Origin of the sequence: Streptomyces goshikiensis (assembly GCF_014650555.1) — a bacterium.
Lineage (GTDB): Bacteria > Actinomycetota > Actinomycetes > Streptomycetales > Streptomycetaceae > Streptomyces > Streptomyces goshikiensis.
This window is the reverse complement of the sequence record NZ_BMVE01000002.1, coordinates 878,149-902,283: the sequence shown is the minus strand read 5'-3', so window position 1 is coordinate 902,283 and position 24,135 is coordinate 878,149. Positions and strand designations below refer to the sequence as shown.

Genomic DNA, 24,135 nt, shown 5'->3' with positions numbered 1-24,135 from the left:
GCGAGCGCTGTCCGACGGCGGCCGGCGCCCGGCGAGTGGAGGACTCATGGCCCGTTACGCCGCGCCCGGAACCGAGGGCTCGCTCATGTCGTACGCGTCCCGGTACGACCACTTCATCGGCGGTGAGTACGTCGGTCCCGCCCGGGGCGGGTACTTCGCGAACCCCTCCCCCGTCAACGGGCAGACCTTCACCGAGGTCGCTCGGGGCACGGCCGAGGACGTGGAACGGGCCCTGGACGCGGCGCACGCCGCCGCGCCCGCGTGGGGACGCACCCCGGTCGCCGAGCGGTCGTCGGTCCTCCTGCGGATCGCGGACCGGATGGAGCAGCACCTGGAGGCCCTCGCGGTCGCGGAGACCTGGGAGAACGGCAAGCCGGTCCGGGAGACCCTCGCCGCCGACATACCGCTCGCGATCGACCAGTTCCGCTACTTCGCGGGCGCGCTGCGGGCGCAGGAGGGTGCGCTCAGCCAGATCGACGACGACACGGTCGCCTACCACTTCCACGAGCCGCTGGGGGTGGTCGGCCAGATCATCCCGTGGAACTTCCCGATCCTGATGGCGGTGTGGAAGCTGGCGCCGGCGCTCGCGGCGGGCAACACGGTGGTGCTGAAGCCGGCGGAGCAGACGCCGGCGTCGGTGCACTACTGGCTGAGCCTGGTCGCGGACCTGCTGCCGCCGGGGGTGGTGAACATCGTCAACGGCTTCGGCGAGGAGGCCGGCAAGCCGCTGGCGTCCAGCCCGCGCGTGGCGAAGATCGCCTTCACCGGGGAGACCTCGACCGGGCGGCTGATCATGCAGTACGCGGCGGAGCACCTGAAGCCGGTCACCCTGGAGCTGGGCGGCAAGAGCCCGAACCTGTTCTTCGACGACATCTGGACGACCGACGACGAGCTGCGGGACAAGGCCCTGGAGGGCTTCACGATGTTCGCCCTCAATCAGGGCGAGGTGTGCACGAGCCCGTCGCGCGCCCTGATCGAGCGGGGCCGGTACGGGGACTTCCTCGACGCGGCGGTCGCGCGCACGGAACTGATCGTGCCGGGACACCCGCTGGACACGGACACGATGATCGGCGCGCAGGCGTCCGAGGAGCAGCTGCGGAAGGTCCTGTCGTACGTGGAGATCGGCCAGCGGGAGGGCGCGAAGATCCTGACGGGCGGCCAGAAGCAGGACCTGGGCGGCGAGCTGGCGGGCGGTTTCTACGTCCAGCCGACCATCTTCGAGGGCGACAACCGGATGCGGATCTTCCAGGAGGAGATCTTCGGCCCGGTGGTCTCGGTGACGTCGTTCCAGGACTTCGAGGACGCAGTCCGCATCGCCAACGACACGGCGTACGGCCTGGGCGCCGGCGTCTGGACCCGCGACATCAACACGGCCTACCGCGCGGGCCGCGCGATCCAGGCGGGCCGCGTCTGGACGAACTGCTACCACGCCTACCCGGCCCACGCCGCCTTCGGCGGCTACAAGCAGTCGGGGATCGGCCGCGAGACCCACAAGATGATGCTGGAGCACTACCAGCAGACGAAGAACCTCCTGGTCAGCTACTCCCCCAAGAGGCTCGGCTTCTTCTAGTGCCTGAAAGACGGCGCCCGGCCTGGGCTTTTGCCCGTCAGGCGCCGTCGGCGCGAAGACCGACCGCCAGCGTCAGTTCGAGGACCCGGTGTGGCGATGCGAGATCCGGATACAGCTCCCGCAGCTGCGACATCCGGTACCGGACGGTCTGAGGGTGGACGAACAGCGCCGCCGCCGCCTCGTCCCGCCTGCCCTGGTGCAGCAGCCACTCCCGCAACGTCTCCTCCAGTCGCCGTGCCGTCGCGACGGGCAGGGTCCGCAACGGTGCGAGGGCTCGGGCGCGCAGGTCTGCGAACGCGTCCACGTCAGCGCTCAGCACCAGCTCGGGCAGGTGGTCCTCGGTGTCGCGGATATCGGCGGAGAGGGAGCGCGCGCGTACGGCTCGTGCGTACGAGGCAGACGCACGGGTCCACGGCCGGGCCGGGCCGACCACGGCGGTGCGCTCGGCCAGCTGCCGCAAGAGATGTGACCGGTCGGCATCGGGGACGAGCAGCACACCGAGGGCGTCCGGCAGATCGTCGAGGACGAGGGTGCTCGGGTCGAGCGCGCGGTAGGCGGGCCGGGCCTGGGCGGCGGGCAGCAGGACGGCGGTCAGCGAAACCGGAGGCTGCCACCCGGCCCGTTGCACAGAGGCCAGCAGCACCTCCGGGCTCGCGCCGGCGAGGAGGTCGCGGGCCAGGTGTTCCAGGTGGCGCTCGTGGTCCCGGCCCCGGGCAGCCAGTTCGTCGGCGTGGCCCGCGGCGCTCGCGCCGGAGAGCTCGTCGATGTAGGCGAAGGTCAGCTCGGCGAACTTGGCGACCTCGGCGGCGGGCAGACCTGCGGGTACGGCGCCCGCTGCCAGGCATCGCCAGGCCACGCGGGCGCCGACGCGGTAGGCGCTGAGCAGGGCGTCCATCGACCGCCCGTCGCGCACCTCGCCGCGGCCCAGCTCGTAGGCCGCGTCACCGGCGTCGCCGCCCGTGGCGTTCCCGCTCGCGAGGTCCAGGTAGTGCCCCAGGGCAGTGCGGACGGCTCGGCGGATGGTGACGCCCATGCGCCCCGAGAGGGCGTTGGCGTAGGGAGGGACCTCGTCGATGATCGCCTGGACGACCTCGTCGGCGGTGCTCTTCAGCGTGGCCCGAAGTGCGGTGACCGTTGTCGGATCCAGGGCCAGTTCGGTGACCCTCCGGATTGGATGGCTCATGTTTTATTCCCTGGGAACAATTCAGCCGGGCAAATTTACGTCCTGCGGTCAGGACTTTACGCCCTGAGGCGCATCAAGCTGGGGTCATGACGAGTACAGCGCTCCGCAGTAGGGCGTGGAAACTGCTGGAGATGATCACGACGCCGCTGCTGCCGTCGGACTACCTCGACCTGGTCAGCCCGCTGCGTGCGGGCGCTGACCTGCGTGGGCGCATCGAGGCCGTGCACCCCGAGACGGGTGACGCCGCGACCATCGTGATCAGGCCGGGAAGGGGCTGGCGCGGTCACACGGCCGGTCAGTACGTGCGGATCGGGGTCGACGTCGACGGGAGGCGCCTGTGGCGCGCCTACTCCATCACCTCGCCGACGGACCGCAAGGACGGCCGCGTCACGATCACCGTGAAGGCGATCCCGGACGGCAAGGTCAGCAACCACCTGGTCCGCAGGGCGAAACCGGGCACGCTGGTCCAGCTCGACCAGCCGACCGGTGACTTCGTACTGCCGGAGGCCAAGCCCGCCAAGGTGCTCTACCTGACGGCCGGCAGCGGCATCACGCCCGTGATGGGCATGCTGCGTGACATCGAGTTCGACGACGTCGTCATGGTCCACAGCGCGCCACAGCCACAAGACGTGATCTTCCGCAACGAACTGCACGACCTGGTCGCGGAGAAGAAGCTGCGGCTCACCGAGGTGCACACCGACACGGACGGCGTGCTCGACATCGCCCGTCTCGACGAACTGGTACCCGACTGGGCCGAGCGCGAGACCTGGGCTTGCGGGCCCGCGGGCCTGCTCGACGCCGCCGAGGAGTTCTGGAGTGCACACGGCGTCGAAGAGCGCCTGCACACCGAACGCTTCCGCCCCGGCATCGTCGTCGCCGGTGACGGCGGCGAGGTCACCTTCAGCGCCACCCGCAGGACCGTCGACGCGGACGGCGCCACGCCGTTGCTGGACGTCGGCGAGGAGGCCGGCGTGCTCATGCCGTCCGGATGCCGTATGGGCATCTGCTTCGGCTGCGTCACGCCGCTCAAGGCGGGTGCCGTCCGCGACCTGCGCACCGGCGAGATCACCGAGGCCGAGCCGGGCGTCCTCATCCAGACCTGTGTGTCCGCCGCGGCGGGCCCCTGCGACATCGAACGGTAGGAGCACCTTGACCGCCATCGACCCCACCGCCCACCTGACCGCGGAGCAGATCGAGGAGCTCGGCCGCGAGCTGGACGCGATCCGCAATGAGGTGATTGCCAGCCGGGGCGAGAAGGACGCCGCCTACATCCGTAGGGTCATCTCGGCGCAGCGCAAGCTTGAGCTGGTCAGCAGGGGCGTGCTGCTGTTCTCGTTCTTCCCGCCCGCGTGGCTGCTCGGCACCGCCGGTCTGTCCGTGGCGAAGATCATGGACAACATGGAGATCGGTCACAACGTCCTGCACGGCCAGTGGGACTGGATGCGGGACCCGAAGATCCATTCCACCACCTGGGAGTGGGACCACGTCTCGCCGTCCGATCAGTGGAGGCATTCGCACAACGAGCTGCACCACACGTACACCAACGTGATCGGCAAGGACAACGACCTCGGCTACGGCATCATGCGCGTCGACGAGGACCAGAAGTGGCACCCGCTCCACCTCGGCCAGCCGCTGTGGAACTTCATCAACGCCTGCTTCTTCGAGTACGGCATCGCGGCGTACGACCTGGAGCTCGGCAGGAACCTGCACAAGCGCCGCCGCAAGAACCCGGAATTCCGCGCCCGGGCCAAGGCCGTGGGCCGCAAGATCCGCAAGCAGGTGCTCAAGGACTACGTGATCCACCCGCTGCTGTCGGGCCCGTCGTTCCTCACCACCCTCGCCGCCACGTTCACCGCGAACCTGGTCCGCAACGTCTGGTCCCACTCCGTGATCATGTGCGGGCACTTCCCCGAGGGCGTGCAGGTCTTCGAGCGCCGGTCGATCAAGGGCGAGACGCGCGGCCAGTGGTACCTGCGCCAGATGATGGGCTCGGCGAACATCAGCGGCAGCAGGGCCATGCACTTCATGACCGGCAACCTGTCGCACCAGATCGAGCACCACCTGTTCCCGGACCTGCCGAGCAACCGGTACGCCGAGGTCGCGGTGAAGGTGCGCGCGCTGTTCGAGAAGTACGAGCTGGAGTACGTCACCGGGCCGCTGCCCAAGCAGGTGTTCTCCGCGTGGCACAAGGTCTTCCGGCTCTCGCTGCCAAACAAGAAGCCCAAGGTCGATGCGCCGGACCGCGAGCAGGAGCTCGTCGCCGCCTGATTCCCGGTAGCGGTTCCGTTGGTGTCGGTAACCCGCCGGAAAATGGCGCCCGTTCCTGCTGGAGTGGAGATCACGCAACTCTGCATGTGATGTCCGACTCAGGACGGGGTTCATGTCCACAGCGACCACCTTTTCCGCCCGGTCCCCCGCACCGACGGACCGCTCGCCGTCCGTCTCCTGGCTGGCCGTCATTTCGGTGATGCTGGGGATCTTCTCCATCGTCACGACCGAGATCCTTCCGATCGGCCTTCTCACCTCGATCGGATCGAGTTTCACCGTTTCGGACGGAATGGCTGGTCTCATGATGACCATGCCAGGACTCCTCGCCGCGCTCTCGGCCCCCGTGGTCACGGTGGCCACTGGGCGTATCGACCGGCGGGTCATGCTGGGTGTGTTCATCCTGCTGCTGGCGCTGGCCAACTTCCTGGCCGCCGCCGCTTCGAGCTACTGGCTGGTCCTGATCTCCCGCGTCATGGTGGGCATCACCATCGGCGGATTCTGGTCCATCGGCGCCGGACTCGCCGGCCAGCTGGTTCCCGCGAAGTCCGTGGGCCGCGCGACCTCGGTGATCTTCTCCGCCGTACCGCTCGGCTCCGTACTCGGCGTGCCGCTGGGCACCTTCATCGGTGACATCGCAGGCTGGCGGACGGCGTTCCTCGTCATGGGCGGCTTCACGCTGGCCGTCCTCGTGCTGCTGCTCGTGGTCGTACCGCCCCTGCCTTCCGGCCAGGCGACGCGCCTCGACGTCCTCGGTGGCATGCTCCGGAGCGCCAACACCCGCTTCGCCCTGGTCATGACTTTCCTCGTGGTGCTCGCCCACTTCGGCACGTACACCTACGTCACCCCGTTCCTGGAGCAGGTGACCCATGTCAGTTCGGGTCTCGTCACGGTCTACCTGCTCATCTACGGAGCGGCCGGCATCGCCGGCAACTTCCTGGGCGGAGCCACGGTGGGACGCCACCCGCGGTCCACCTTCGCGGCGGCCGCCGCGCTGATCGGCGGCGCGACGCTCCTCCTCCCCGTCCTGGGGCACTCGGACGCCGGCGCGGTGACACTACTGGTCGTCTGGGGCGTCGCCTACGGCGCTGTCCCGGTCTGCTCCCAGACCTGGTTCTCCAAGGCCGCCCCGGACTCCCCCGAGGCGTCCTCGGTCCTCTTCACCGCCTCCTTCCAGGCCACGATCTCCATCGGAGCCTTCGTCGGAGGGGCTGTCCTCGACCGCTCCTCGCCCTCCGCAGTCATGGTCCTGGGCGGACTGGCAGCCGTCCTAACCGTCCTCGTGGCCTGGGCCCACCGGGCCGGAAGGCACGCGTGGCCCAAGGCCTCCTAGCCACACCGCGATCGGGGTGGGCGCCCGCCCCGGCGTGCCGGCCGTCGGAGTCGGAGTCGGTCCCGCGCCGATCGGTCTTCCCGGTCCGCAGCCAGCCAGCCGGCCGATCGTAGGAATCACCAGCTCACACCCGCGGAGTGGCCCCGGAACTGGTGGGACATCCACTCAACTTCCCCGGCGCGGCGGTGTTGACTGCGTCTGACTCTCCATCACACCACCGCAGGTCGACTCCTCCCGTCGGCGTGCCGCGACATCCCCAAGGGGCGGGTACGTTGAACACTTCCACACCACGCAGAGCCGGGCTCGTGCTCGGCTCAGCAGCCGCACTCGTAGCCGGGCTGTGTCTGGCCCCGGCCGCCCAGGCCGCACCGGATCCCACCGTCTCCTTCAGCGGGGCGACCACCGTCCCGCTGCCCGCCGGCTCCGGGAAGGGCACTGCCCCGGCGCTGGGCGACCTGAACGGCGACGGCAAGGCCGACCTCGTCACCCCGGTCAAGGGATCGAACACCCTGGTGGCCGCGCTCGGCGACGGCAAGGGCGGCTTCGGCCCCGGAGTCTCCTTCGGGCTCGACACGGGCACCTTCCCGACGGCGGTCGCACTCGCGGACCTCAACGGTGACGGACGGCTGGACGCGGTCGTCGCCGCGGCCCTGACCAAGCAGCCCACGCAGCACGGTACGGAAAGCATGGGCAGCATCGTCGAGCTGCTCGGCGACGGCAAGGGCGGCTTCGCCCCGGCCACTTCCTACTTCGCGCCGACGCTGGTCAACCCGTCGACGAACGCGATGTTCCCCGTGGACATCACGGTCGCCGACATGAACGGTGACGCCAAGCCCGACGTCCTGACGTCCAACAGCAACGGCGACAACGTCTCGGTGTGGACCAACGACGGCACCGGCGCGCTGGGCACCGCGAGCAACCACTACGTGGGTGGCGGCCGGCCCAGCAGCCACTCCGCCGCGCAGCTGCGCCCTTCCGGCTTGAAGACCGGGGACGTGAACGGCGACGGCAAGCCCGACGTGGTCACCGTGAACGCGGGTACGTCCGACATCTCCGTCCTCCTCGGTGACGGCAAGGGGCGTCTCGGCCCGGCCACCCGCTTCGCCGACGGCGCCTTCCTCGGCCGCGCCATCGCCCTCGGCGACGTGAGCGGCGACAACAGGCAAGACGTGGTCATCGCGCACACCGACCGGACGATCAGCGTCTTCCTCGGCGACGGCGCCGGATCCTTCGGTGCCCCGGTCACCCACCCGGTCGGCGGCAGCGCCCTTGAGGGCGTGGCCATCACCGACGTCAACACGGACGGCAAGCCGGACCTGGTCACCGACAACGGCCCCGACAACCAGCCCACCGTCCTCCTCGGCGACGGCACGGGCACCTTCCGCAACGCCAGCCCGCTCTACGAAGTGAAGGGCGGCGCGAACGGCTCGTACGCCGTCGCAGACCTGAACGGCGACGGCCGGCCCGACTTGGCGGCCTCCTCCGCTGCCGCGGGCGTTGCGGCGCAGGTGCTGCTGAACACCTCGAAGCCGAACCGCACGGCCCAGTCGATGTCGGTACAGGTCGCCAAGGCGCCCGGTGTCCTGTCGATGGAGGTGAACCTGCCGGCCGTCAACTTCGACAGGCTGGCACCCGGCACCGTCAGCACCGCGGCCGGACTCGGCACGTTCAAGTACACCAACACCCTCTCGACCAACGCCCCCTGGTCGGTGACCGTCGCCACCACCGACCTGGTCAGCGGCGCGGACACCATCGGGTGGAGCAACCTGAAGGTCACGACCGGCGGACACCTCAACGGGACGGGCGGCCAGTGGACGGGCATCGCCAAGCCCGGCCCGGGCGGCCACTTCCCCCAGGGCGCCAATCCGCAACCGGGCACCAGCCTCTCCCCGGCCGTGACGATGGCGACCGGCGACGGCGGCACCCGCGGTGCCTTCACCCACGACGGGTCGACGGCGCAGTGGAACATCCCCGCGGAGACGCTCCCCGGCTCCTACAGCGGCACCCTCCAGTACACGATCACCGGCTGATCCCATGAACAGCTGTCTGCGCGCCCGGGGCAGTGCCACCGCCACCCGCCGGGCACGGTTCCCCGCCCTGTGGAGCCTCCTCCTCACGGGCCTCGTGCTCGCCCTGGCGCCGGGCGCGCAGGCAGCGCCGGGCCCCGTACCATCGCCCGCCCCACCGGCATCCGCCGCGGGCGGGCCGTTCGGAGTGCAGGCCGGGCTCTACGGTCTGACGACGCTGACCGGCGGGCACTTCGGGTACGCGCTGAAGGCCGGCGCCCGGATCGAGGACTCCGCCGTCATCCACAACGAGAGCGACGAGGCCCGGACCTTCCACGTCTACGGGGCCGACGTCAGCAACGCGGCCGGCGGCGGCCTGGCCCCCGCGCAGGAAGGCCAGCGGATGCGCGCGGTCGGAGCCTGGCTGAAGCTGGACTCCGAGGCCACCGTCACCGTGCGGCCGAAGAGCAGCGCCACGGTCCGCTTCTCCCTCGCGGTCCCCGACGGCACCCCGCCGGGCAGCTACCTCGGCAGCCTGGTCACCGCGCTGCGCACCCCCGCGGTCAGCGGCCAGGTGAACACCGAAACCCGTATCGCCCGGCTGGTCCAGCTCACCGTCCCCGGCACCGCCGACCTCCAGGTCTCCCTCACAGAACTGGAGCACCGGCCCGCGGGCGGCGACGAGGAGTTCACCGTGACCGTACGCAACACGGGCAACGTCCTGTACACCTTCGCCGGAACGCTGAACGTCACCGGTGGCGGCTCGACGCGTACGGTCCCGCTCACCCCCACGGGGATCTACGTGATCCCCGGCGGCAGCGCCACCATCACCGGCCGCCTCGCCGGCCTCCCCGCTCTCGGCCGCCGCGCGGTCACCGCCTCGGTGACCGCCACCGTTCCCGGCGGCGCGGCGAAGACCGTGGAGAGCAACACGGTCCGGCTGTCCTGCTTCCCCTGGCTCGTCGCCGCTCTCACCGCCGGCGGCCTCCTCGCCCTGGGCCTTGTCCTCATCGTCACGCGCCAGCGGTGGCGTGCCTGGCTGCGGCGTCGCGCGCAGGAACGTACGGCGCTGCGCGCGCTCAAGCGCGAACTGCGGGCCACGCGCTGTCGGCCAGGCTGTGGCTCGGCGGGGGCGAGGTCGCTTCGGTCGAGCGGGCGTACTCGGTGGGGGTCTGGCCGTAACGCTTCTTGAAGGCTCGGGTGAAGTGACTGCCGTCCGCGAACTGCCAGTGCGCGGCGAGTTCCGAGATGGTCAGGCGCCCGGACGGGGCGACGAGGGCGAGCCGGGCCTCGTGCAGTCGGCGGTGGCGGATGTAGGTGGTCACCTGCTCACCCACCGCGGCGAACGCCCGGTGCAGCGTACGGACGGAGACGCTGAGTTCACGCGCAAGCATCGCCGGAGAGAGTTCGGGATCGGCGAGCCGACGGTTCGCGAGGTCCTTGGCCGCCTGGGTGAGGGCGGGCGCCAGCCGGGGTTCCACGTCGTCGAACCGGCCCTTCGCCACCGCCTTGGTCAGCTCGATCAGGGTGCCTTGGGCGGCTACCACACCGGCCGGGCCGAGGTCGGCCACGGTGGTGTGGATCATGTCCGTGAGGGCCGTCAGCAAGCGCATCTCGGCCGAGTCCGCCGGCCCGGTGACGACCCGGGTCCCGAGCAGGGGTTTGAGCTCGCTGGAGGGCAGGACGAGGAACTTCGCCGTGAGGTGCGCCGATGTCTCGAAGGCCGTCAGGCGCCCGAGGTGGCGGACGAGGAACTGCCCGGCCGACACGGTCTGGTCGCCGTGACCGGGCGGGCCGCCCAGGGTCCATGAGCCGCGCCGCACCACGTACATGGCGACCAGATCCTGATCTCCGCCCGGGACGTCGGCGGTCCGGGTCGCCGACGCGGCGTGAAGATCGGCGATCGCCGCGCCGTGCACCTTGGCCACGTTCCCCTTGACCCGGAAGTCACCGATCGTGTCCGGGCTGAAGGCCGGCAGCTGGAAGACGTCGTCGCCGACCTGCGTCTCCCACCCGCGCCGGAATGCGTCGAGTCCCCGCGGTGCGGAGCCCGGGGCGGTCGAGTCCACTTCGAACACCCCGCGCGCGCCGTCGGCCTCCGCGCCAGTACCGTGCATCCGGCTCCGATCCTCTCGTGCTCATCGTGCAACGCCGTCCTGCGGTGATCGTGTTCCGCAGGACGCCGCCATGACTCATGTGGACACCGTGCCAATCTTCCTATAGGTGAATCGCATTGCTGCGGTCGAGGGGCTGAGCTGATGCTTGTGATCTGTGAGACGAGCTGACCGGAAGGTCACCGGCCGGCGCTCGGTTCGCCGCGCGGGCCGATGGCGTCGGCCACGCCCAGGCAGGTGTTGGCCCGGAAGACACCGAGTTCGTAGTGCACGGACCCGGTGTCGACGGAGCGGACCGTGAGCGCGACCTCGTAGTCGCCCGGGTAGGTCACCTCACCGAGGTACTGGATCCGGTACGACCAGGGCGGCAGGTCCGGCACCGGGCCCCCGGCAGTCGTCCCGATCGAGTCCAGGGTGAATGCGGCCACGGCCTCGTCGTACCAGGTGGCCAGCGCGATGAAGTTGACGTGCTGGTTGGAGTCGACGTCACCGATCCGGGAACGCAGCGGGGCCCAGTACGAGTAGTGGGCCCGGTGCAGGCGCTCGGGGTGCGGACGGGGAGCGGCCGGTCCTCCCGCCACCTCTGTCTCCGGTAGCCGCATCCCGTCGAGATCGGCGATCAGCTCGTCTGGAAGCCGGAGCGGCCCGGAGTCGTCGGCCAGTACGACCGTCGCCTCGCCGCTGCCCACACGTCTGTCGCCGGCCATGACCTCCTGTCCGAAGGTGATGGAGGAGCGCCCGACCCGGCGAACGCCGGTGTGCACCCGCACGCGGGTACCGACCGGTCCGGCCGGAGCGAGCCGGCTGACCCGTTGACCGACGAGCAGCATCCGGAACGGGCCGAACTTCCCCTCGCCGACGAGGCGTTCGAAGCGGTGCAGCCGCAGCCGGATCCTGGCGTCCTCCAGCCAGCGGGCCATGCCGATCGTGCTCGCCAGGCCGTCTCGGCCGAGATCGGCCTGTCGCACCGGGACGTCGACCTGGACGCCGGCCTGGACGCCGGTCACCCGCGGCTCGCGCGGCTCGGCGGTCAGCGGGCGATCGAGATCGCGAAGGGGGCGAATCCGGTGGACCTCATGATGTGCGGTACGAACAGGATCGCGGCCTCCGTGGCGCGGGCGGTCCGGATCCCGCCGAGGTCCGTGATCCATTCCTTGTGCCAGCCGAGGTCGACGAGCAGTTCACGGACGGTCTGCTTGGCCAGCGGGTCCTCGCCGGAGAGGAAGGCGGTCGGCGTCTGGGCGAGCGTGGCCGGCGCGGTCATCACCGGGAAGAGCATGGTGTTGAGCGTCTTGACGACGTGCGTTTCGGGGAGTGCTTCCTGAAGCTGCTCGGCGAGGCTCGAACCGGGGTAGATCAGGTCGGCGGGCAGTCCGTCCGGTCCGTCGGTGGTGGCGTTGGAGACGTCGACGAGGATCTTGCCGTGCAGCTCTTCGCGCAGGGCGGCGAGACGTTCCAGGGAGCCTGCGCCCGGGGTGGCGTTGATGACGATCCGGGCCGTCCGGGCGGCGTCGGCGGCGGCCCCCGGCGCGCGGTCGACGACGGTCACCTCGTGCCCGGCCCGGGTGAGGGCGGCGGCCAGGTTGCCGCCGACGCGGCCGTTTCCGAGAACTGCGATCGTGGTCATGATGATGTGGTCCTTGCGTGGGTGCGGATGGAAATGTGGGGGGTGCAGGGCTCAGCGGGAGAGCGTGGCGACGGCCTCGGCGTGGACGCCGGGCGCGGCGGCCAGGAAGCTGTCGCTCTGCGGGGTCCAGGGGCGGCCCTCGGCGTCGGAGATCCGTCCGCCGGCCTCGGTGACGAGCAGCGCGCCGGGCAGCAGGTCCGCCCGGGCGCCGGCGAACTGCCAGAAGGCGTCGATCCGGCCCGCGGCCACGTTCGTCAGGTGCAGGGTCGCGGGTACGGAGGTGCGCACGACGAGCGCGTCGAAGAGCATCGCGGTGATCGAGGAGCCGACGCGCCGTACGACCGTCTCGTCCTCGTCCGGCCGGGCCTGGCTGGTGGCCACGATGCCCAGGCCGAGGTCCGCGGTGCCGGAGACGTGCAGCGGCCGGCCGTCGAGGTGGGCGCCGGCGCCGGTGAGCGCGGTGTAGGTCTCGCCGGTCAACGGCAGGTGGACCACGGTGAGCACCGGCTGGTTCTCCCGTACGAGGGTGGCGGTCACCGCCCACTCGGGCAGGGCGTGCAGGTGGTTGACGTTGCCTTCGGCCGGGTCCACGACCCACCACTCGCCGGGCGGCAGCGCCCCGCCGTCCAGCTCGTCCTCCACCCAACCGGCCTGCGGGCGAAGGCTCGTGAGGCGGGGGCGCAGGATGTCGAGGGCCGCGTCGTCGTTGACGGCGAGCGCCTGCATCAGCTCTTCGCGGGTCTCGTAGCGGACCACGTCGCCGAAGCGCTCGCGCAGCGCCGCACCGGCGGTGCGCACGGCGGCCGCGGTGTGGTCGAGCAGCTCGGCGTCGGAGGCGACGACGTCGGTGGTCTGAAGCGTTTCGGACATGGTGGTGCTCCTGTCTGAGGAGGGGTGGTGAGGCCGGTCGGGGCCGAACTGCGCGTTGCTTCCCGCGCTTTCGTCTCGAAGGTATAGAGGCCCACCATTAACTTCAAATGCATGTGAAGAACGGCAAGGATTACTCACATGCAATTGACTGGGGGGGAAGCGCCGTGGGCGCGGAAGACGGCTCAGCCGAGCAGTTCGGCGGCCCGTTCGGCGATGGCGTAGACGGTCGCGTTGGTGTTGGCCGAGGGGATGGACGGCATCACCGAGGCATCGGCGACCCGCAGTCCGGCGATCCCGTGTACGCGAAGGTTCGCAGGGTCGACGACGGCATCGGCGTCGGTTCCCATGCGGCAGGTGCCGGTGAAGTGGAAGTAGGGGCCGGTGGCCTTGCGGAGGAACTCGTCCACGGATTCGCCGCTCGCCCCCGAGCCCGGCACCGCTTCCTGCTTGCGCCAGTCGGCGAACGCGTCGGCCTCCCCGATGCGGCGTGCCACTGCCAGGCCCCTGCGCATGACCTCCAGGTCACGGTCGTCGCTCAGGTAGCCGGGGTCGACGACGGGAGCGGCGGCGGGATCGGCGTCCGCCAGGCGCACGGTGCCGCTGCTGTGCGGAGCCATCGCGGAGAAGGCGATGGAGTAGCCGCCCGCCGGCGGCGTGCCCCATGCCGACGGGAGCGGTGCGGCGACGACGTAGACCTGAAGGTCCGGCCGGGCCGCGGCGGGGTCGCTGTACAGCAGGCCCATCATTTCGGCCGGCGGGTTGGCGGGAACGAACGGTACGGGCCGGCTGGCCTCGTACACCACTCCCGCCATCGGGTGGTCCTGCAGATGGGAGCCCACTCCCGGCAGGTCGGCGACGACGCCGATGCCGTGCTCGCCGAGGTGTCGTGCCGGGCCGATCCCGGACAGCATCAGCAGGTGCGCGGAACCGATGGCCCCGGCGGTCAGTATGACCTCGGCGCTCCCGGCGGACAGGTGCTCGCCACCCACGGTGTACTCGACGCCGGTGCAGCGGCCCGCGGTGATGCGCAGCCGCTGCACGGTCGCCTCCGTGACGACGTCCAGGTTCGGCCGGTCCAGGAACGGACGGATGTAGGCGTCGGCCGCGCTCTGGCGGGCGCCGCCGGGCAGATTCATGTCGCTCCACCCGAACCCGGTCTCCAGCCCGCCGCCGATGTCATCGGCGCGTGCGAACCCGGCCTGCACCGCGGCGGCGACCCCCGCCGTGGCCAGCGGATGGGGTTCCGGAACCGGTGCGACCACGAGCGGGCCGTCCGTGCCCCGCAGGGAGGCATCACGGCTGAGAGCGCTCTCACTGCGGCGGAAAAAGGGCAGCAGATCGTCGAAACCCCAGCCCGGAGCGCCGAGTCCGGGCCATTCGTCGTATCCGGAGCGGTGCCCCCGCAGGTGGTAGAGGCCGTTGATGCTCGACGATCCGCCGAGCGCCCTTCCGCGCAGCACGTCGGCGGCCCTGCCCGTACCGGCCTGCACGGTCGAGGCGCCCAGCCAGAGGGATGACGGGTCGAACCCCAGGAACCCCCAGGGAGATGCCATCGCCCCGGTCGCGTCCCGGGCTCCCGCCTCCAGCAACAGCACCCTCGCGCCGGGGCGTTCCGAAAGCCGGGAGGCGATCACGCACCCCGCTGTCCCGGCTCCGACAACGACATGGTCATAAGGACTCTGGCCCATCATGTCTCCGCTTCCCACGGCAGCGCTGTCCGGCCACCGGGCTTCGTGAAAGGTTTCCCTTCTGCCGTCGAATCTTAGGAATGCGGGCACGGCCCGTACTTGTACCTCAGCGACGTCCGTTCGGAACCTCAGCGCCATACCGCGCGGGCCGCGGGAGGTGCGCCGCTCACTCTCCGAGGAGGCGGCGGGCTTCCGAGAGCAGGCGGCGGAGTTCGGTGCGCGAAGGGTCGTCGGGGGTGTCCGGGGCGTCCGGGGCCGGCCGGGGCTCGTGGGTGGTCAGGACGTGCAGGGCGACGGCGGCCTGACGGGCGAAGAGGCCCAGCAGGTCGAGCTCCGGCAGGCCGGACCGGGCCTGTGGGGACGGGTCGAGCACCTCCAGCACGCCGAGGACCCGGTCCCTGCGGATGAGCGGGGCGGCCATCAGCGCGTTCGGGACGTAGCCGGTGGACTCGGCGATGTCCCTGTCGAAGGAAGTGCTGTCGTGCAGGTCGTCGACCACCATCGGCTCCCCCGAGGCGGCGACCCACCCCGCGATCCCCCGGCCCGCCGGGAACCGCCGCCCCACCAGGAACTCTTGTCCCTGCCCGGAGACGGCCTCGAAGATGAGCTCGTCCGCCGTGGCGTCCAGGAGCATGATGGAGCTCGCCTGCGCGCCGAAGATGGCGCGCGCGGTGTCAACCACCGTCTGCAGGAGTTCCGCCACGGCCGGATCCGGCCGGGGTGCTGCGGACACGACAGGGGCGATCGTCTGAGCCATGGGGCTTCCCTTCCGGCGCCGGTCGCTACCGGCTTGCGTGGACACGGACGTTGGCTGCGGACAGGTACAGGGCGTTCTTCAGCTGGAACGGCGTCAGCCGGGGGCCGCTCGACAGGATCCGCGCGCACAGCCCCGCGATGAACGGGGTGGCGAAGCTGTTGCCGGAGCTGCGGATCGACGTACCGCCGAGCCAGGCCACCTGGACCCGCTGGCCGGGGGCGAAGAACTCCACCGGGGGCTCGGGGTTGTAGAGGTGCAGGTCCGGGTCGTCCTCCTGGTGGCTGCCGACCGAGATCACCGAGGAGAAGCGCCAGGGAAAGCTCTCCACGCGCGTGTTGTGCGCGGAGGCGACGATCACGGTCTGCTGGAAGTACGCCTCGTCGGCCAGTCGGCGCAACTCGTCCTCGAAGCGGTCGTGGGTGGTGGACAGGCTCAGGTTCACCACGTCGAACCGCTGGCGCACGGCCCACCGGATTCCTTCGAGCAGGACGTCCCCGCTGCCGGAGAACCGGTCGCCGAGCACCCGGATGCTGGACAGCTCGCATTCCGGCGCGGTGCGCCGGATGATCCCGGCGCAGGCGGTGCCGTGACCGCAGGCGTCCCCCTCCTCCGTCTCCTCGACGTGGACCCCGTCGCCGTCCTTGAAGACCCGCCACGACTGGGCGACCGGGCCGACCATGGGGTGGTCCCGTTCGATGCCGGAATCGACCACGCAGACGCGTACGCCGCGCCCGGTGCCTCCGAGGAGTCCCTTCTCGGGCAGGTCCGGCGGACCGTCGGCCTCCACGGGCACGTCCGCGGGGCCCCGCCCCCGCAGGCCCCAGGTGAGTGCGGGCGCCGGTTGCTGTGCGGTGGTCATCGTGGTGCTTCCTTTCCGGCTCCGGTGACTCGTACGACGGCGGGGCCGTGTCCGGGCGAGCGGCTGCGGCAGCGGGAGGCCACCGCCTCCGCCTGCCGTACGGCGGGGAGGTGGCCCTTCACGGCGAAGCGCCCCCGGGCGCGCGCCGCCGCCGCGGCCGCCTCGGCCGGGTGCCCCAGCGCGAGGGCGGTACGGGCGAGGTCGAGGGCGGCGATGCCCTGGACGACGGGCGAGTCGGTGCGGCCGGCGGTGGCGAGCGCCCTCGCGGCCAGCCGGGTGGCCGTCGCGGCCTGCCCCCGCGCGGCGGCGATCCGGGCGCGCAGGCCGTCGAGGTCCGCCGACTCGGCGCGCGGCCGGGCCGGCTGCGCCCCCTCCCCCTCCAGTTCGGCGAGGGTGTCGCGGGCGGTGCGCCAGTCGCCGAGGTCCAGCCGGATGCGGGCGGAGTCCAGCAGGGCGCTGCGCAGCAGCGCCGTGGCGCCCAGGTCCCGCGCGGCGGCGGCGGCCCGCTCCAGGCTCAGGAGCGCCTCCTCCCGGCGGCCGGTCAGGTCGGCGACGGTCGCGGTGAAGATCGGCAGGAAGGCGTCGGCCTCCGCGTAGCCGAGCCTCTTGGCGAGGTGCTCCGCCTCCGCCAGGCAGGCGAGGGCCCCGTCGTGGTCGTCGTGGAGGGCCAGCACCACCGCCAGCGGGCAGTTGAGCGTCAGCCGGACGGCCCGGCGGCCGGCCCCCTGGTCGGCCAGGAGCGCGCGGCAGCGGGCCACCGCGTACGCGACCGGCTGGGGGCCGCGCCAGAGCGAGACCCCCGTCGCTCCGAGGGCCGCGGCCCGCTCGGGCTCGGCGTCGGCGCGTACCGCGTGGTCCAGCGCGCGGGCGAGCAGTCGCTCGGCCGACCGGTGCCGGCCCTGTTCCTGGGCGCGCTGGGCGAGCCGCAGGCAGGCCCTGGCCTGGCCGAGGTCGTCGCCGGCCGCCGCGAAGAGCGACAGGGTGGCGCCGGCGGCCTCCGCCGGTGACTCGCCCGGCTCGTCAGCTCCCGCGGACCGGCCTACCGAGGCCAGGGCGAGGCGGGCGTGCGCGCTCTCCACCGCCTCCCCGCCGCCGGCCAGGGCCTCGGCGAGCACCTCTTCGAGCAGCGCCCTGCCTTCCGCGCCGCGCCCCAGGTCCAGCAGCGTCTGGCCGAGCCGCCGACGCGTCGCCGTGCTTCCCGGCTCGCCCGCCGCGTACCGGGCCGTGGCCCTGGCCAGTACGTCGGCCGCCCACACGGGGTCGGCGTGGGCCAGCGCCAGCCGCCCGGCCTCGGCGAGGGCGTCGGCGGCGCGCCGGCGCAGCCCGTCGGTGTGCGCGTCCTGGGCGCCCAGCTCGACCCGGTAGCGGTACGCCTGTTCCAGATGGCCCCCGACGGCCGCGCTGCCGCGCCGGCGGACCGAGTCCAGGCGGGCCGCCCGTTCGTGCTGGTCGGCCCGGTCCTGCTTGGACTGGCTGGCGTAGACGACCTCCTGGATCAGCCCTCCGGCGAAGCGGAACGCCCCGCCGTCCGGGCTGATCAGGCGGTGCCGGACCAGCCGGTGCAGCACGGGCAGGAGCTCGGACGCGGTCCATGCCGGCGCGGGAGGTGCGGCGAGCGCCGTCAGTTCGTCGGCGGTGAAGTCGCCGCCCAGGACGGATGCGAGGCCCAGGGCCTGGTGCTCGGCCGGGTCGAGCGCGTCGATCCGGGCGCCGATCAGGGCCTGGAGCGGGAGCGGGACGCTGTCCTCGTCGACGGGGATGCCCGCGACCAGCAACTGCTCCAGGTGCAGCGGGTTTCCGCCCACCCGTGCCAGGACCCGGGGGCCGAGCGGCTCCCCGTGCGCCGCGCCCCCGGTCAGCTCGGCCGCGAGGAGCTGTGCCTCGGCGTCGGAGAGCCCGCCGAGCGGCAGGATGCACGGGGCCAGCTCGGGCCGTACGTCGAACAGTTGGGGGCGGGTGAGGAGGACGATCAGGACGGCCGCGTCGGCGAGTGCCCGCAGCAGCCGGTCGAGGAAGTCGAAGAGCGGCTGCGCGGCCCAGTGGCAGTCGTCGATCACCAGCACCACGGGCTCCGCTTCGCAGAGCCCGGCGAGGACCTTGGCGAGCGCGGCGCAGGTGTCCGCCGGTGACGGGTGGGGCGTCCCGCTCAGGAGCAGGCCCTGGTGGAGCAGGTCCAGTTCGGGCGAGGGTACGGCCGCGCCGCCGTTCCTCAGGAGGTCGGCCACGGCGTCGGCGAGCGGTCCGAGGCTGGGCTGTTCGCCGCGGGCCCGGCAGCGCCCGACGCCGTGACGTGGGCCGCCCGCCGTGGCCGTGGCCCGGTGGAGCCACTCCCGTACGAGCCGGGTCTTGCCCTGGCCCGCCTCTCCCCCGATCACCATCCGTTCGGCCCGGCGGGTCCGCACCACACGGTCCAACGTCTCGCCGATCAGGGCGAGTTCGCCGGTCCGGCCGATGAACGCGAGGTCGAAGCGGCGCAGCGCCTCCGGTCCCTCCTCCTCGTCCAGGCCGAGCAGGCGGTGGGCGGCGACCCGGTCGCTCTTGCCCTTGAGCAGCAGCGGGCCGGTCTGCGTCGTGCGGACGCCCGGCCCGGCGGCCGCCAAGGTGTCCGGTCCGATGAGGATCTCCCCGGCGGCGGCGTTCTGTTCCAGGCGCGCGGCGACGTTGACCACCTCGCCGGAGACCATGGCCTGTCGCAGGAGCGCCGAACCGGTGACCGCCTGGCCGGTGTTGAGGCCGATGCGCATCTCCAGGCGTACGCCGACGCCCTGCTCCAGCCGGACGTTGAGCCCGGTCAGCGCCTCCCGCATGGCCAGGGCGGCGGCGACCGCCCGGCGGGCGTCGTCCTCCCGTACGGTCGGCACGCCGAAGACGGCCATCACGGCGTCCCCGATGAACTTCTCCACGGTGCCGCCCTGCTCCTCGATCCGCAGCCTCATCAGGTCGAACCAGCGGAGCGTCACCGAGCGCAGGGTCTCCGCGTCCAGCGCTCCGGAGAGCGCCGTGGAACCCACCAGGTCGCAGAAGAGGACGGTCACCACCTTGCGGCCGGTCGGCTTGGCCGTGACCGGCCCGGGGGCGCACGGGCTGCCGCAGAAGGGGCAGAACCGGGCGGCGGGCGGCAGTGCGCTCCGGCACGAGGTGCACGGCATGGATTCCTCCGGTGGACGCGGGACGGCGGGGCGGCCGGGGGTCAGAAGAGGGCGCCGCCCGCCACGTCGGCATGGGCCTGCACCTCGGGAGCCGCCGCGTCGAGCCGCCCCCTGATGTCGACGAGCAGGGCCAGTTCCTCCGGGGACAGCGCGCGCAGGACCTCGTACTGCTCCTCGCTGAGGGTGTCGAGTTCGAACCCCGCGGCGGCCAGCGCCTCCAGGGTGGGCTCGGAGGGGGAACCGCCGGACGAGGCGTCTTCGTACGGCGTGGTGTCCTCGGTCACGGGTGTCCTCCGGGGTCGGCGGCGAGGGAGAGGAAGAGCCGGGTGAGCAGGTTCGCCGTGTGCAGTGCGCTGACGGAGACGGCGGTCTGCCGGGCCGGGGCCGGGGCGAGTTCGTCGAGCACCCGGTGAAGTTCGTCGAGGTGGCCGCCGTCGAGCTCGGCGTGTTCCCTGACGGTGCGGAACGCGCCCTCAGGGAGCCCGGTGGCCTCGGCGAGGCGGTCGGCGAGCCGGGGCCCGGGGGCGTTGCCCTCCAGGACCGCCATGTACCCGAGCAGTGTGACGGGGTGCTCGTGCTCGATCCGGTAGTACTGCGCCCCGGCGAGTTCGACGACGACGGGGTGCGGCACTGCGGCCGGCCCGGCACCGGCGGCGGCGAGGTCTTCGAGCAGCCAGGTGTCGTGGTCGCGCTCTTCCTCGGCGTGGCGGGTGTAGTACGCGGCGAGGCTCAGCGCGCCCGGGTCGTCCAGCCCGGCGCACCGCTCGGCGGCCCGCTCCAGCAACGGCACCGAGGCCCTTACGAGCGGGTGCATGGCTGCCAGGTAGCGGAGGTACCGCCGGCGTAGCCCTTCCGGTCGCCACAGGGCCGCGGTCGCGGCCCTCAAGACGGTGGTGGTGGGCGTGAGCTTGGTCCTGAGCGCGAGGGACGCGGTGGCGGTCATCGGCCGCTCTTCCCGGCCGCGGGAACCGACTCGACCAGGTGCGCGTAGCGGGCGCAGCCCAGGCGGCTCACCAGGGCGGCGGGTCCGGCGGCGAGCTGCTGCTCCGCGCTGAGCCGGTCGAGGAGTTCGCCGACCCGGCCGCCGGCGTCGCGGGCCGCGCCCGCGAGGACCTCGGGGCGGTCGGCGAGTGCGTGACAGCCGCGGCAGTAGCCGGCCGGGGCGGGCGAGGTCCCGTAGCGGGCGTGCAGCCGCTGGGGGCCGACGGAGCGCAGCATCCGCAGCACCGGGGAGCCGAGGGAGCGCTCGCGGACGGCCGGCCAGTCGTCCTCGGCGATGTGTCCGAGCCGCAGGTGCGGGGGAACGGGGCGGCGGTCCACCGTCCACTGGTTGCAGCAGGCGGCCACGGTCCCGTCGAAGGCGACCACCGGCCAGGCCGCGAGGGTGCAGGGCGTCGCCCGGGAGCCGTCCGGTCCGGCCGGTGTCGCCGGGACGAGGCCCGCGGCGCGGCCGAGCGGCCGGACCTCGTTGACGAGCATGGGCACCCGGCCGGCGAAGACGCGGCGGATGTCCGCGACGGCGTCCGCCAGATACGGGTCGTCGGGCCCGGTACCGGTGAGGTGGACGCTGGCGGGGATCCCGGCGTCGAGGACGGCCCGGAGGGCGCGCAGCACATCGGCGCGTGGCACCTCGCGCTCGTGGTGGACGTCCAGGCTCGCCGAGAAGTGGTCGAGGGCCGTGATCGCTCGCATGATCCGGTCCGGTACGCGTCCGTCACGGGCGAAGAACATTCCGCTGAGCAGCGCCACGCGGGAGCCCGCGGCGCGGGCGAGACCGGCCAGGCGGGCCGCCAGTTCGGGCAGCAGCAGCGGTTCGCCGCCGGTCAGCATGACCACCTCGGGGCGGTCCTCCGCGCCGAACGAACCGATGAAGCGCAGCAGGTGTTCCGGGTCGGGCTCGCCGGAGACCGTCATGGAGGAGTTGGTGGAGCAGTGTGCGCAGCTCAGGGGGCAGCGGCGGGTGAGCGCCACCAGCAGGCCACCACAGGGCACCGGCCGCAGGCCTATGAGCTCAGCCAGCTCCACGTCTCCTCCTCTGTTGCTCGTGCCGCACGCCCGTGCCGCGCGCGGGTCATGGCCCGGATCGTGCCCGCGCGCGGCAGGCTTCCGGTTCACGAACGCCTGGTTGCCGGTTGATCCGCAGGTCGGCGCGGGTGGGCGCCGGGGCGCGGCGGGGCGTACGGAGGGATCCCGGGGGCGTACCGCGCCCGTGAGGTCGGCGTATACCGGCGCCGAACCGGTGGCCAGGCGGTCCCGTACCGGGTCTCCGTAACTTTCTTCTCAGCCGGCGCAGCGACGCCGTCAACCGAAGGAGAACGACATGCCCGAGAACACGAACCCCGAGACCGAGAACGAGGACATCGAGGTCGTCGCCCACCGCGAGGACGAGGAGGCCGAGGCCGGCTGCATCGTCAACAACTCCCACGAGATGTGACATCTCGTCATCGAGTCTGAGCACCGCGCGGGCCCCCGGCTCTCGGCAGATCCTGCCCTGAGCCGGGGGCCCGCGGCCACCCCGGCACCGGAACCGCCACACCGATGGAGCGGCACGTCATGAAGATCCTTCTCTGTCCGCTCAGCGACGGCGGCTACCTCTACCCGGCGATCGCGGCCGGCCGCGAACTACGGCGCCGGGGCCATGACGTCAGTGTGCTGGGCCGGTCCACCGCGGCGCCCGTCGCCGCCGGTGCCGGACTGCCGTTCGCGGCGGCCGAGGACTTCGGGGGCCACCGGGCCTTCTCCGCGACGTGGTGGGGGCCGACCGGAGCGGCACAGTACCGGGCGGTCGTACGCGCGGCCCGGGAGACGGGGGCCGACCTGCTGGTCACCTCCGTGCTCTGCAACGGCGCCCTGCTCGCCGCCGAGGCACTGGACATCCCGGTGGCGGTGGTCGGGCTCTCGGTGCACCTGTGGGACTACCGGTCCGGCGGCGACGACGAGCCGCACCTGGGCCGTACCCGGCAGAGCCGGACCCATGACTGCCTGCGGCTCCACGCCGACCTCCGGGAGCAGGCCGGTCTGGCGGGGCGCGCCTCCCGGTGGGGGGACGAGCCGCTGCTGGGCGACGCGTTGCTCCTGCGCGGGGATCCGGAGCTGGAGTATCCGGGTGCGCGGCTGCCCGAGCGGGTCCATCACGTGGGTCCGCTGTCCTGGGAACCGGCAGCCGACCCGGCGGAGGTCGAGGCGATAGGGGATCACCTGTCGCGGTCCGGCAAGCCCGTCGTCTACGTCCATCTCGGCCGCTTCTTCGAGGGCAGGAGCCTGTGGCCGCGGCTCAACGAGGCCTTCACCGGCGGCAGGTTCCAGGCGGTGGTCGAGCAGGGCCGCTCGACCGACCCGCGGCCCGCCCCGGACGCCGACATCCTGCTGGTCCGCAAACGATGGATGGGACCGCTCGTCGACCGCGCCGGCCTCGTGCTGAGCAGCGGCACCTCCGCACCCGTGCTGGCCGCGCTCCTGCGCGGCCGGCCCCTCGCACTTTCGCCCAACGGCTCGGAGCAGCCCCTGCTCGCCGGTGCCTGTATGCGGGCCGGCGTGGCCGTGCACTTCCCGAACAACCCGTCCGTGGAGGCTTCGCCGCTGCTGGAGTCCGCGTGGCGGGACGACGGTCTGCGGGCTCGCGCTCACGTCCTCGGCGGCAGGCTGGCCGCGATGGACGACGCGGTACGCGCGGCCGACGTCGTCGAGCGGGTGGCCGGGGCGTCCGCCGCTCCCCCGGCCAAGGCGTCCGTTTCCTCAAAGGAGAACCATGAGTACGCGATCAGTAGACCTCGATGAGGCCGTGACCGGCCTGTCGGTGGGCACGCGGCGGTGGATAGGGCTGCACGCCGCCTACCTCGACTCGCCGGCCGCACACGCCGAACTGCCGGTGACCCCGCGGGTGAAGGCCCTGCTGCAGCTCGCGATGCTCCGCCGCTACTGGGAGAAGTGCGCGCCCGCGGACCCCTCCCTGGCCGGCGTGACCGGGGTGGTCGAACACGTCTGGCAGCGTCCCGACTTCCCTCAGCTCCTCACCCTCGAAGTCAGGCACGCCCGGCAGTTCGAGCTCATGTACGCGGCGCTGGCACCGGCCGGGGCCGTCACCGACGCGCCCCGTGCCGTACTGGACCGGCTGGCGGCCGGCAGCTACCTGACGCCGGGCCGGAAGCCGCCGTTCCTGCATCTGGAGGCCAGGTTCTACGCCGACCTCGCGGGCGCCCCGCACGACTTCGCCCCGTACGAGGAGCTGTACGAGGCGAGTTCGCTCCCCCGCGCCGCCACGCTGCCCGTAGCCGACCTGGACGGCTGCCAGGTCGCGCACACCCTCCTCTACCTGAGTGACTTCGGCCTGCGCGATCCCGGCCTTCCCGAAGAGGAGCGGGCGCGGGCGCTGCGCGTGGTGGAACGGCTGACGGACCACTGCGTGGCCCTCGGCGACTGGGACGTCGTGGCCAAGCTGCTGCTCGCCCAGTACTGCCTGGGCGCGGATCCGCTGCGCACCCCCTCCGGGGCGGCCGGTCTGCGGATGCTCTGCGCGGCCCAGGCCTCTGACGGGGCGATCCCCGGGCGCTCCGCCAGCGAGCGGGTCCCGGCGGACGCCACACCCGTGGCGTACTTCCGGAAGTCCTACAAAGTGACCCTCGCCGTGGCGCTGATGACGCTCGTCGTCACCGGCGGCCGGACCGACGAGCTTGCCCTGACAGCGGCAACGGCCAAAAGGGAGGCCCTGTGAGCA

Annotated in this window: 20 protein-coding genes; 8 read left to right on the top strand and 12 right to left on the bottom strand. The window is 72.3% G+C overall.

Going from position 1 to position 24,135, the window contains the following annotated elements; translation table 11 throughout:
• The first annotated feature begins 46 nt into the window (after positions 1 to 46).
• Entirely contained in the window at positions 47 to 1,570 is a 1,524-nt protein-coding gene (gene exaC / locus IE248_RS09185) for an acetaldehyde dehydrogenase ExaC (protein ID WP_008742558.1), read from the top strand.
• A 37-nt stretch (positions 1,571 to 1,607) separates the two neighbouring features.
• On the opposite strand, the gene IE248_RS09180 is transcribed toward exaC, so the two are convergent.
• Positions 1,608 to 2,753, bottom strand: coding sequence for a PucR family transcriptional regulator (locus IE248_RS09180; RefSeq protein WP_190030368.1), 1,146 nt, complete (start codon positions 2,751 to 2,753; stop codon positions 1,608 to 1,610).
• 86 nt (positions 2,754 to 2,839) lie between these two features.
• On the opposite strand from IE248_RS09180, the gene IE248_RS09175 reads away from it, so the two are divergent.
• The 5 genes from IE248_RS09175 to IE248_RS09155 all read left to right on the top strand — a co-directional run bounded on the left by IE248_RS09175 (position 2,840) and on the right by IE248_RS09155 (position 9,549).
• Positions 2,840 to 3,895, top strand: a complete 1,056-nt coding sequence (locus IE248_RS09175; protein WP_190030367.1) for a ferredoxin reductase — start codon at positions 2,840 to 2,842, stop codon at positions 3,893 to 3,895.
• 7 nt (positions 3,896 to 3,902) lie between these two features.
• Complete coding sequence (locus IE248_RS09170; protein ID WP_190030366.1) at positions 3,903 to 5,021, top strand: fatty acid desaturase family protein; 1,119 nt, start codon at positions 3,903 to 3,905, stop codon at positions 5,019 to 5,021.
• Positions 5,022 to 5,133: 112 nt separating this feature from the next.
• Positions 5,134 to 6,351 (top strand): MFS transporter, encoded by a 1,218-nt coding sequence (locus IE248_RS09165; RefSeq protein WP_190030365.1) that lies wholly within the window; start codon positions 5,134 to 5,136, stop codon positions 6,349 to 6,351.
• A gap of 305 nt (positions 6,352 to 6,656) precedes the next feature.
• Positions 6,657 to 8,381: an FG-GAP repeat domain-containing protein gene (locus IE248_RS09160; RefSeq protein WP_190030364.1), complete on the top strand. Its 1,725-nt coding sequence runs from the start codon at positions 6,657 to 6,659 to the stop codon at positions 8,379 to 8,381.
• 4 nt (positions 8,382 to 8,385) lie between these two features.
• Complete coding sequence (locus IE248_RS09155; protein WP_190030363.1) at positions 8,386 to 9,549, top strand: COG1470 family protein; 1,164 nt, start codon at positions 8,386 to 8,388, stop codon at positions 9,547 to 9,549.
• Here the strand turns inward: IE248_RS09155 and IE248_RS09150 are convergent.
• From IE248_RS09150 to IE248_RS09100, 11 genes are all read right to left on the bottom strand, one after another.
• Positions 9,437 to 10,474: a helix-turn-helix domain-containing protein gene (locus IE248_RS09150; RefSeq protein ID WP_229895194.1), complete on the bottom strand. Its 1,038-nt coding sequence runs from the start codon at positions 10,472 to 10,474 to the stop codon at positions 9,437 to 9,439. The two genes, IE248_RS09155 and IE248_RS09150, sit on opposite strands and share 113 nt — an antisense overlap.
• A 176-nt stretch (positions 10,475 to 10,650) precedes the next feature.
• On the bottom strand, positions 10,651 to 11,478 hold the full coding sequence (locus IE248_RS09145; RefSeq protein WP_229895193.1) for an acyl-CoA thioesterase: 828 nt from the start codon (positions 11,476 to 11,478) through the stop codon (positions 10,651 to 10,653).
• 23 nt (positions 11,479 to 11,501) lie between these two features.
• The gene (locus tag IE248_RS09140) at positions 11,502 to 12,098 is read right to left on the bottom strand and encodes an NADPH-dependent F420 reductase (protein WP_073796727.1); all 597 of its coding nucleotides are present in this window, start codon (positions 12,096 to 12,098) and stop codon (positions 11,502 to 11,504) included.
• A gap of 51 nt (positions 12,099 to 12,149) precedes the next feature.
• The gene (locus IE248_RS09135) at positions 12,150 to 12,968 is read right to left on the bottom strand and encodes an inositol monophosphatase family protein (protein WP_190030362.1); all 819 of its coding nucleotides are present in this window, start codon (positions 12,966 to 12,968) and stop codon (positions 12,150 to 12,152) included.
• A 182-nt stretch (positions 12,969 to 13,150) separates the two neighbouring features.
• Positions 13,151 to 14,656, bottom strand: a complete 1,506-nt coding sequence (locus IE248_RS09130; protein WP_190030506.1) for a GMC family oxidoreductase — start codon at positions 14,654 to 14,656, stop codon at positions 13,151 to 13,153.
• A gap of 166 nt (positions 14,657 to 14,822) precedes the next feature.
• On the bottom strand, positions 14,823 to 15,413 hold the full coding sequence (locus IE248_RS09125) for a GAF domain-containing protein (protein WP_073796730.1): 591 nt from the start codon (positions 15,411 to 15,413) through the stop codon (positions 14,823 to 14,825).
• A gap of 25 nt (positions 15,414 to 15,438) precedes the next feature.
• On the bottom strand, positions 15,439 to 16,272 hold the full coding sequence (locus tag IE248_RS09120; protein ID WP_073796731.1) for a S8 family peptidase: 834 nt from the start codon (positions 16,270 to 16,272) through the stop codon (positions 15,439 to 15,441).
• Entirely contained in the window at positions 16,269 to 19,421 is a 3,153-nt protein-coding gene (locus IE248_RS09115; RefSeq protein ID WP_190030361.1) for an adenylate/guanylate cyclase domain-containing protein, read from the bottom strand. The genes IE248_RS09120 and IE248_RS09115 overlap by 4 nt, the downstream gene beginning before the upstream one ends.
• Positions 19,422 to 19,462: 41 nt before the next feature.
• On the bottom strand, positions 19,463 to 19,705 hold the full coding sequence (locus tag IE248_RS09110) for an aroma-sacti cluster domain-containing protein (protein WP_008742540.1): 243 nt from the start codon (positions 19,703 to 19,705) through the stop codon (positions 19,463 to 19,465).
• The gene (locus IE248_RS09105; protein WP_100580231.1) at positions 19,702 to 20,364 is read right to left on the bottom strand and encodes an iron-containing redox enzyme family protein; all 663 of its coding nucleotides are present in this window, start codon (positions 20,362 to 20,364) and stop codon (positions 19,702 to 19,704) included. The genes IE248_RS09110 and IE248_RS09105 overlap by 4 nt, the downstream gene beginning before the upstream one ends.
• Complete coding sequence (locus IE248_RS09100) at positions 20,361 to 21,446, bottom strand: radical SAM protein (RefSeq protein WP_073796734.1); 1,086 nt, start codon at positions 21,444 to 21,446, stop codon at positions 20,361 to 20,363. Before IE248_RS09100 ends, IE248_RS09105 begins: the two co-directional genes overlap by 4 nt.
• 528 nt (positions 21,447 to 21,974) lie before the next feature.
• Here IE248_RS09100 and IE248_RS09095 point away from each other — a divergent pair.
• Both IE248_RS09095 and IE248_RS09090 read left to right on the top strand, forming a co-directional pair.
• Positions 21,975 to 23,198 (top strand): glycosyltransferase, encoded by a 1,224-nt coding sequence (locus IE248_RS09095; RefSeq protein ID WP_100580541.1) that lies wholly within the window; start codon positions 21,975 to 21,977, stop codon positions 23,196 to 23,198.
• A complete protein-coding gene (locus tag IE248_RS09090; RefSeq protein WP_100580233.1) occupies positions 23,170 to 24,132 on the top strand; it encodes a DUF6895 family protein in 963 nt (320 codons plus the stop codon). Before IE248_RS09095 ends, IE248_RS09090 begins: the two co-directional genes overlap by 29 nt.
• The last annotated feature ends 3 nt before the right edge of the window (positions 24,133 to 24,135 follow it).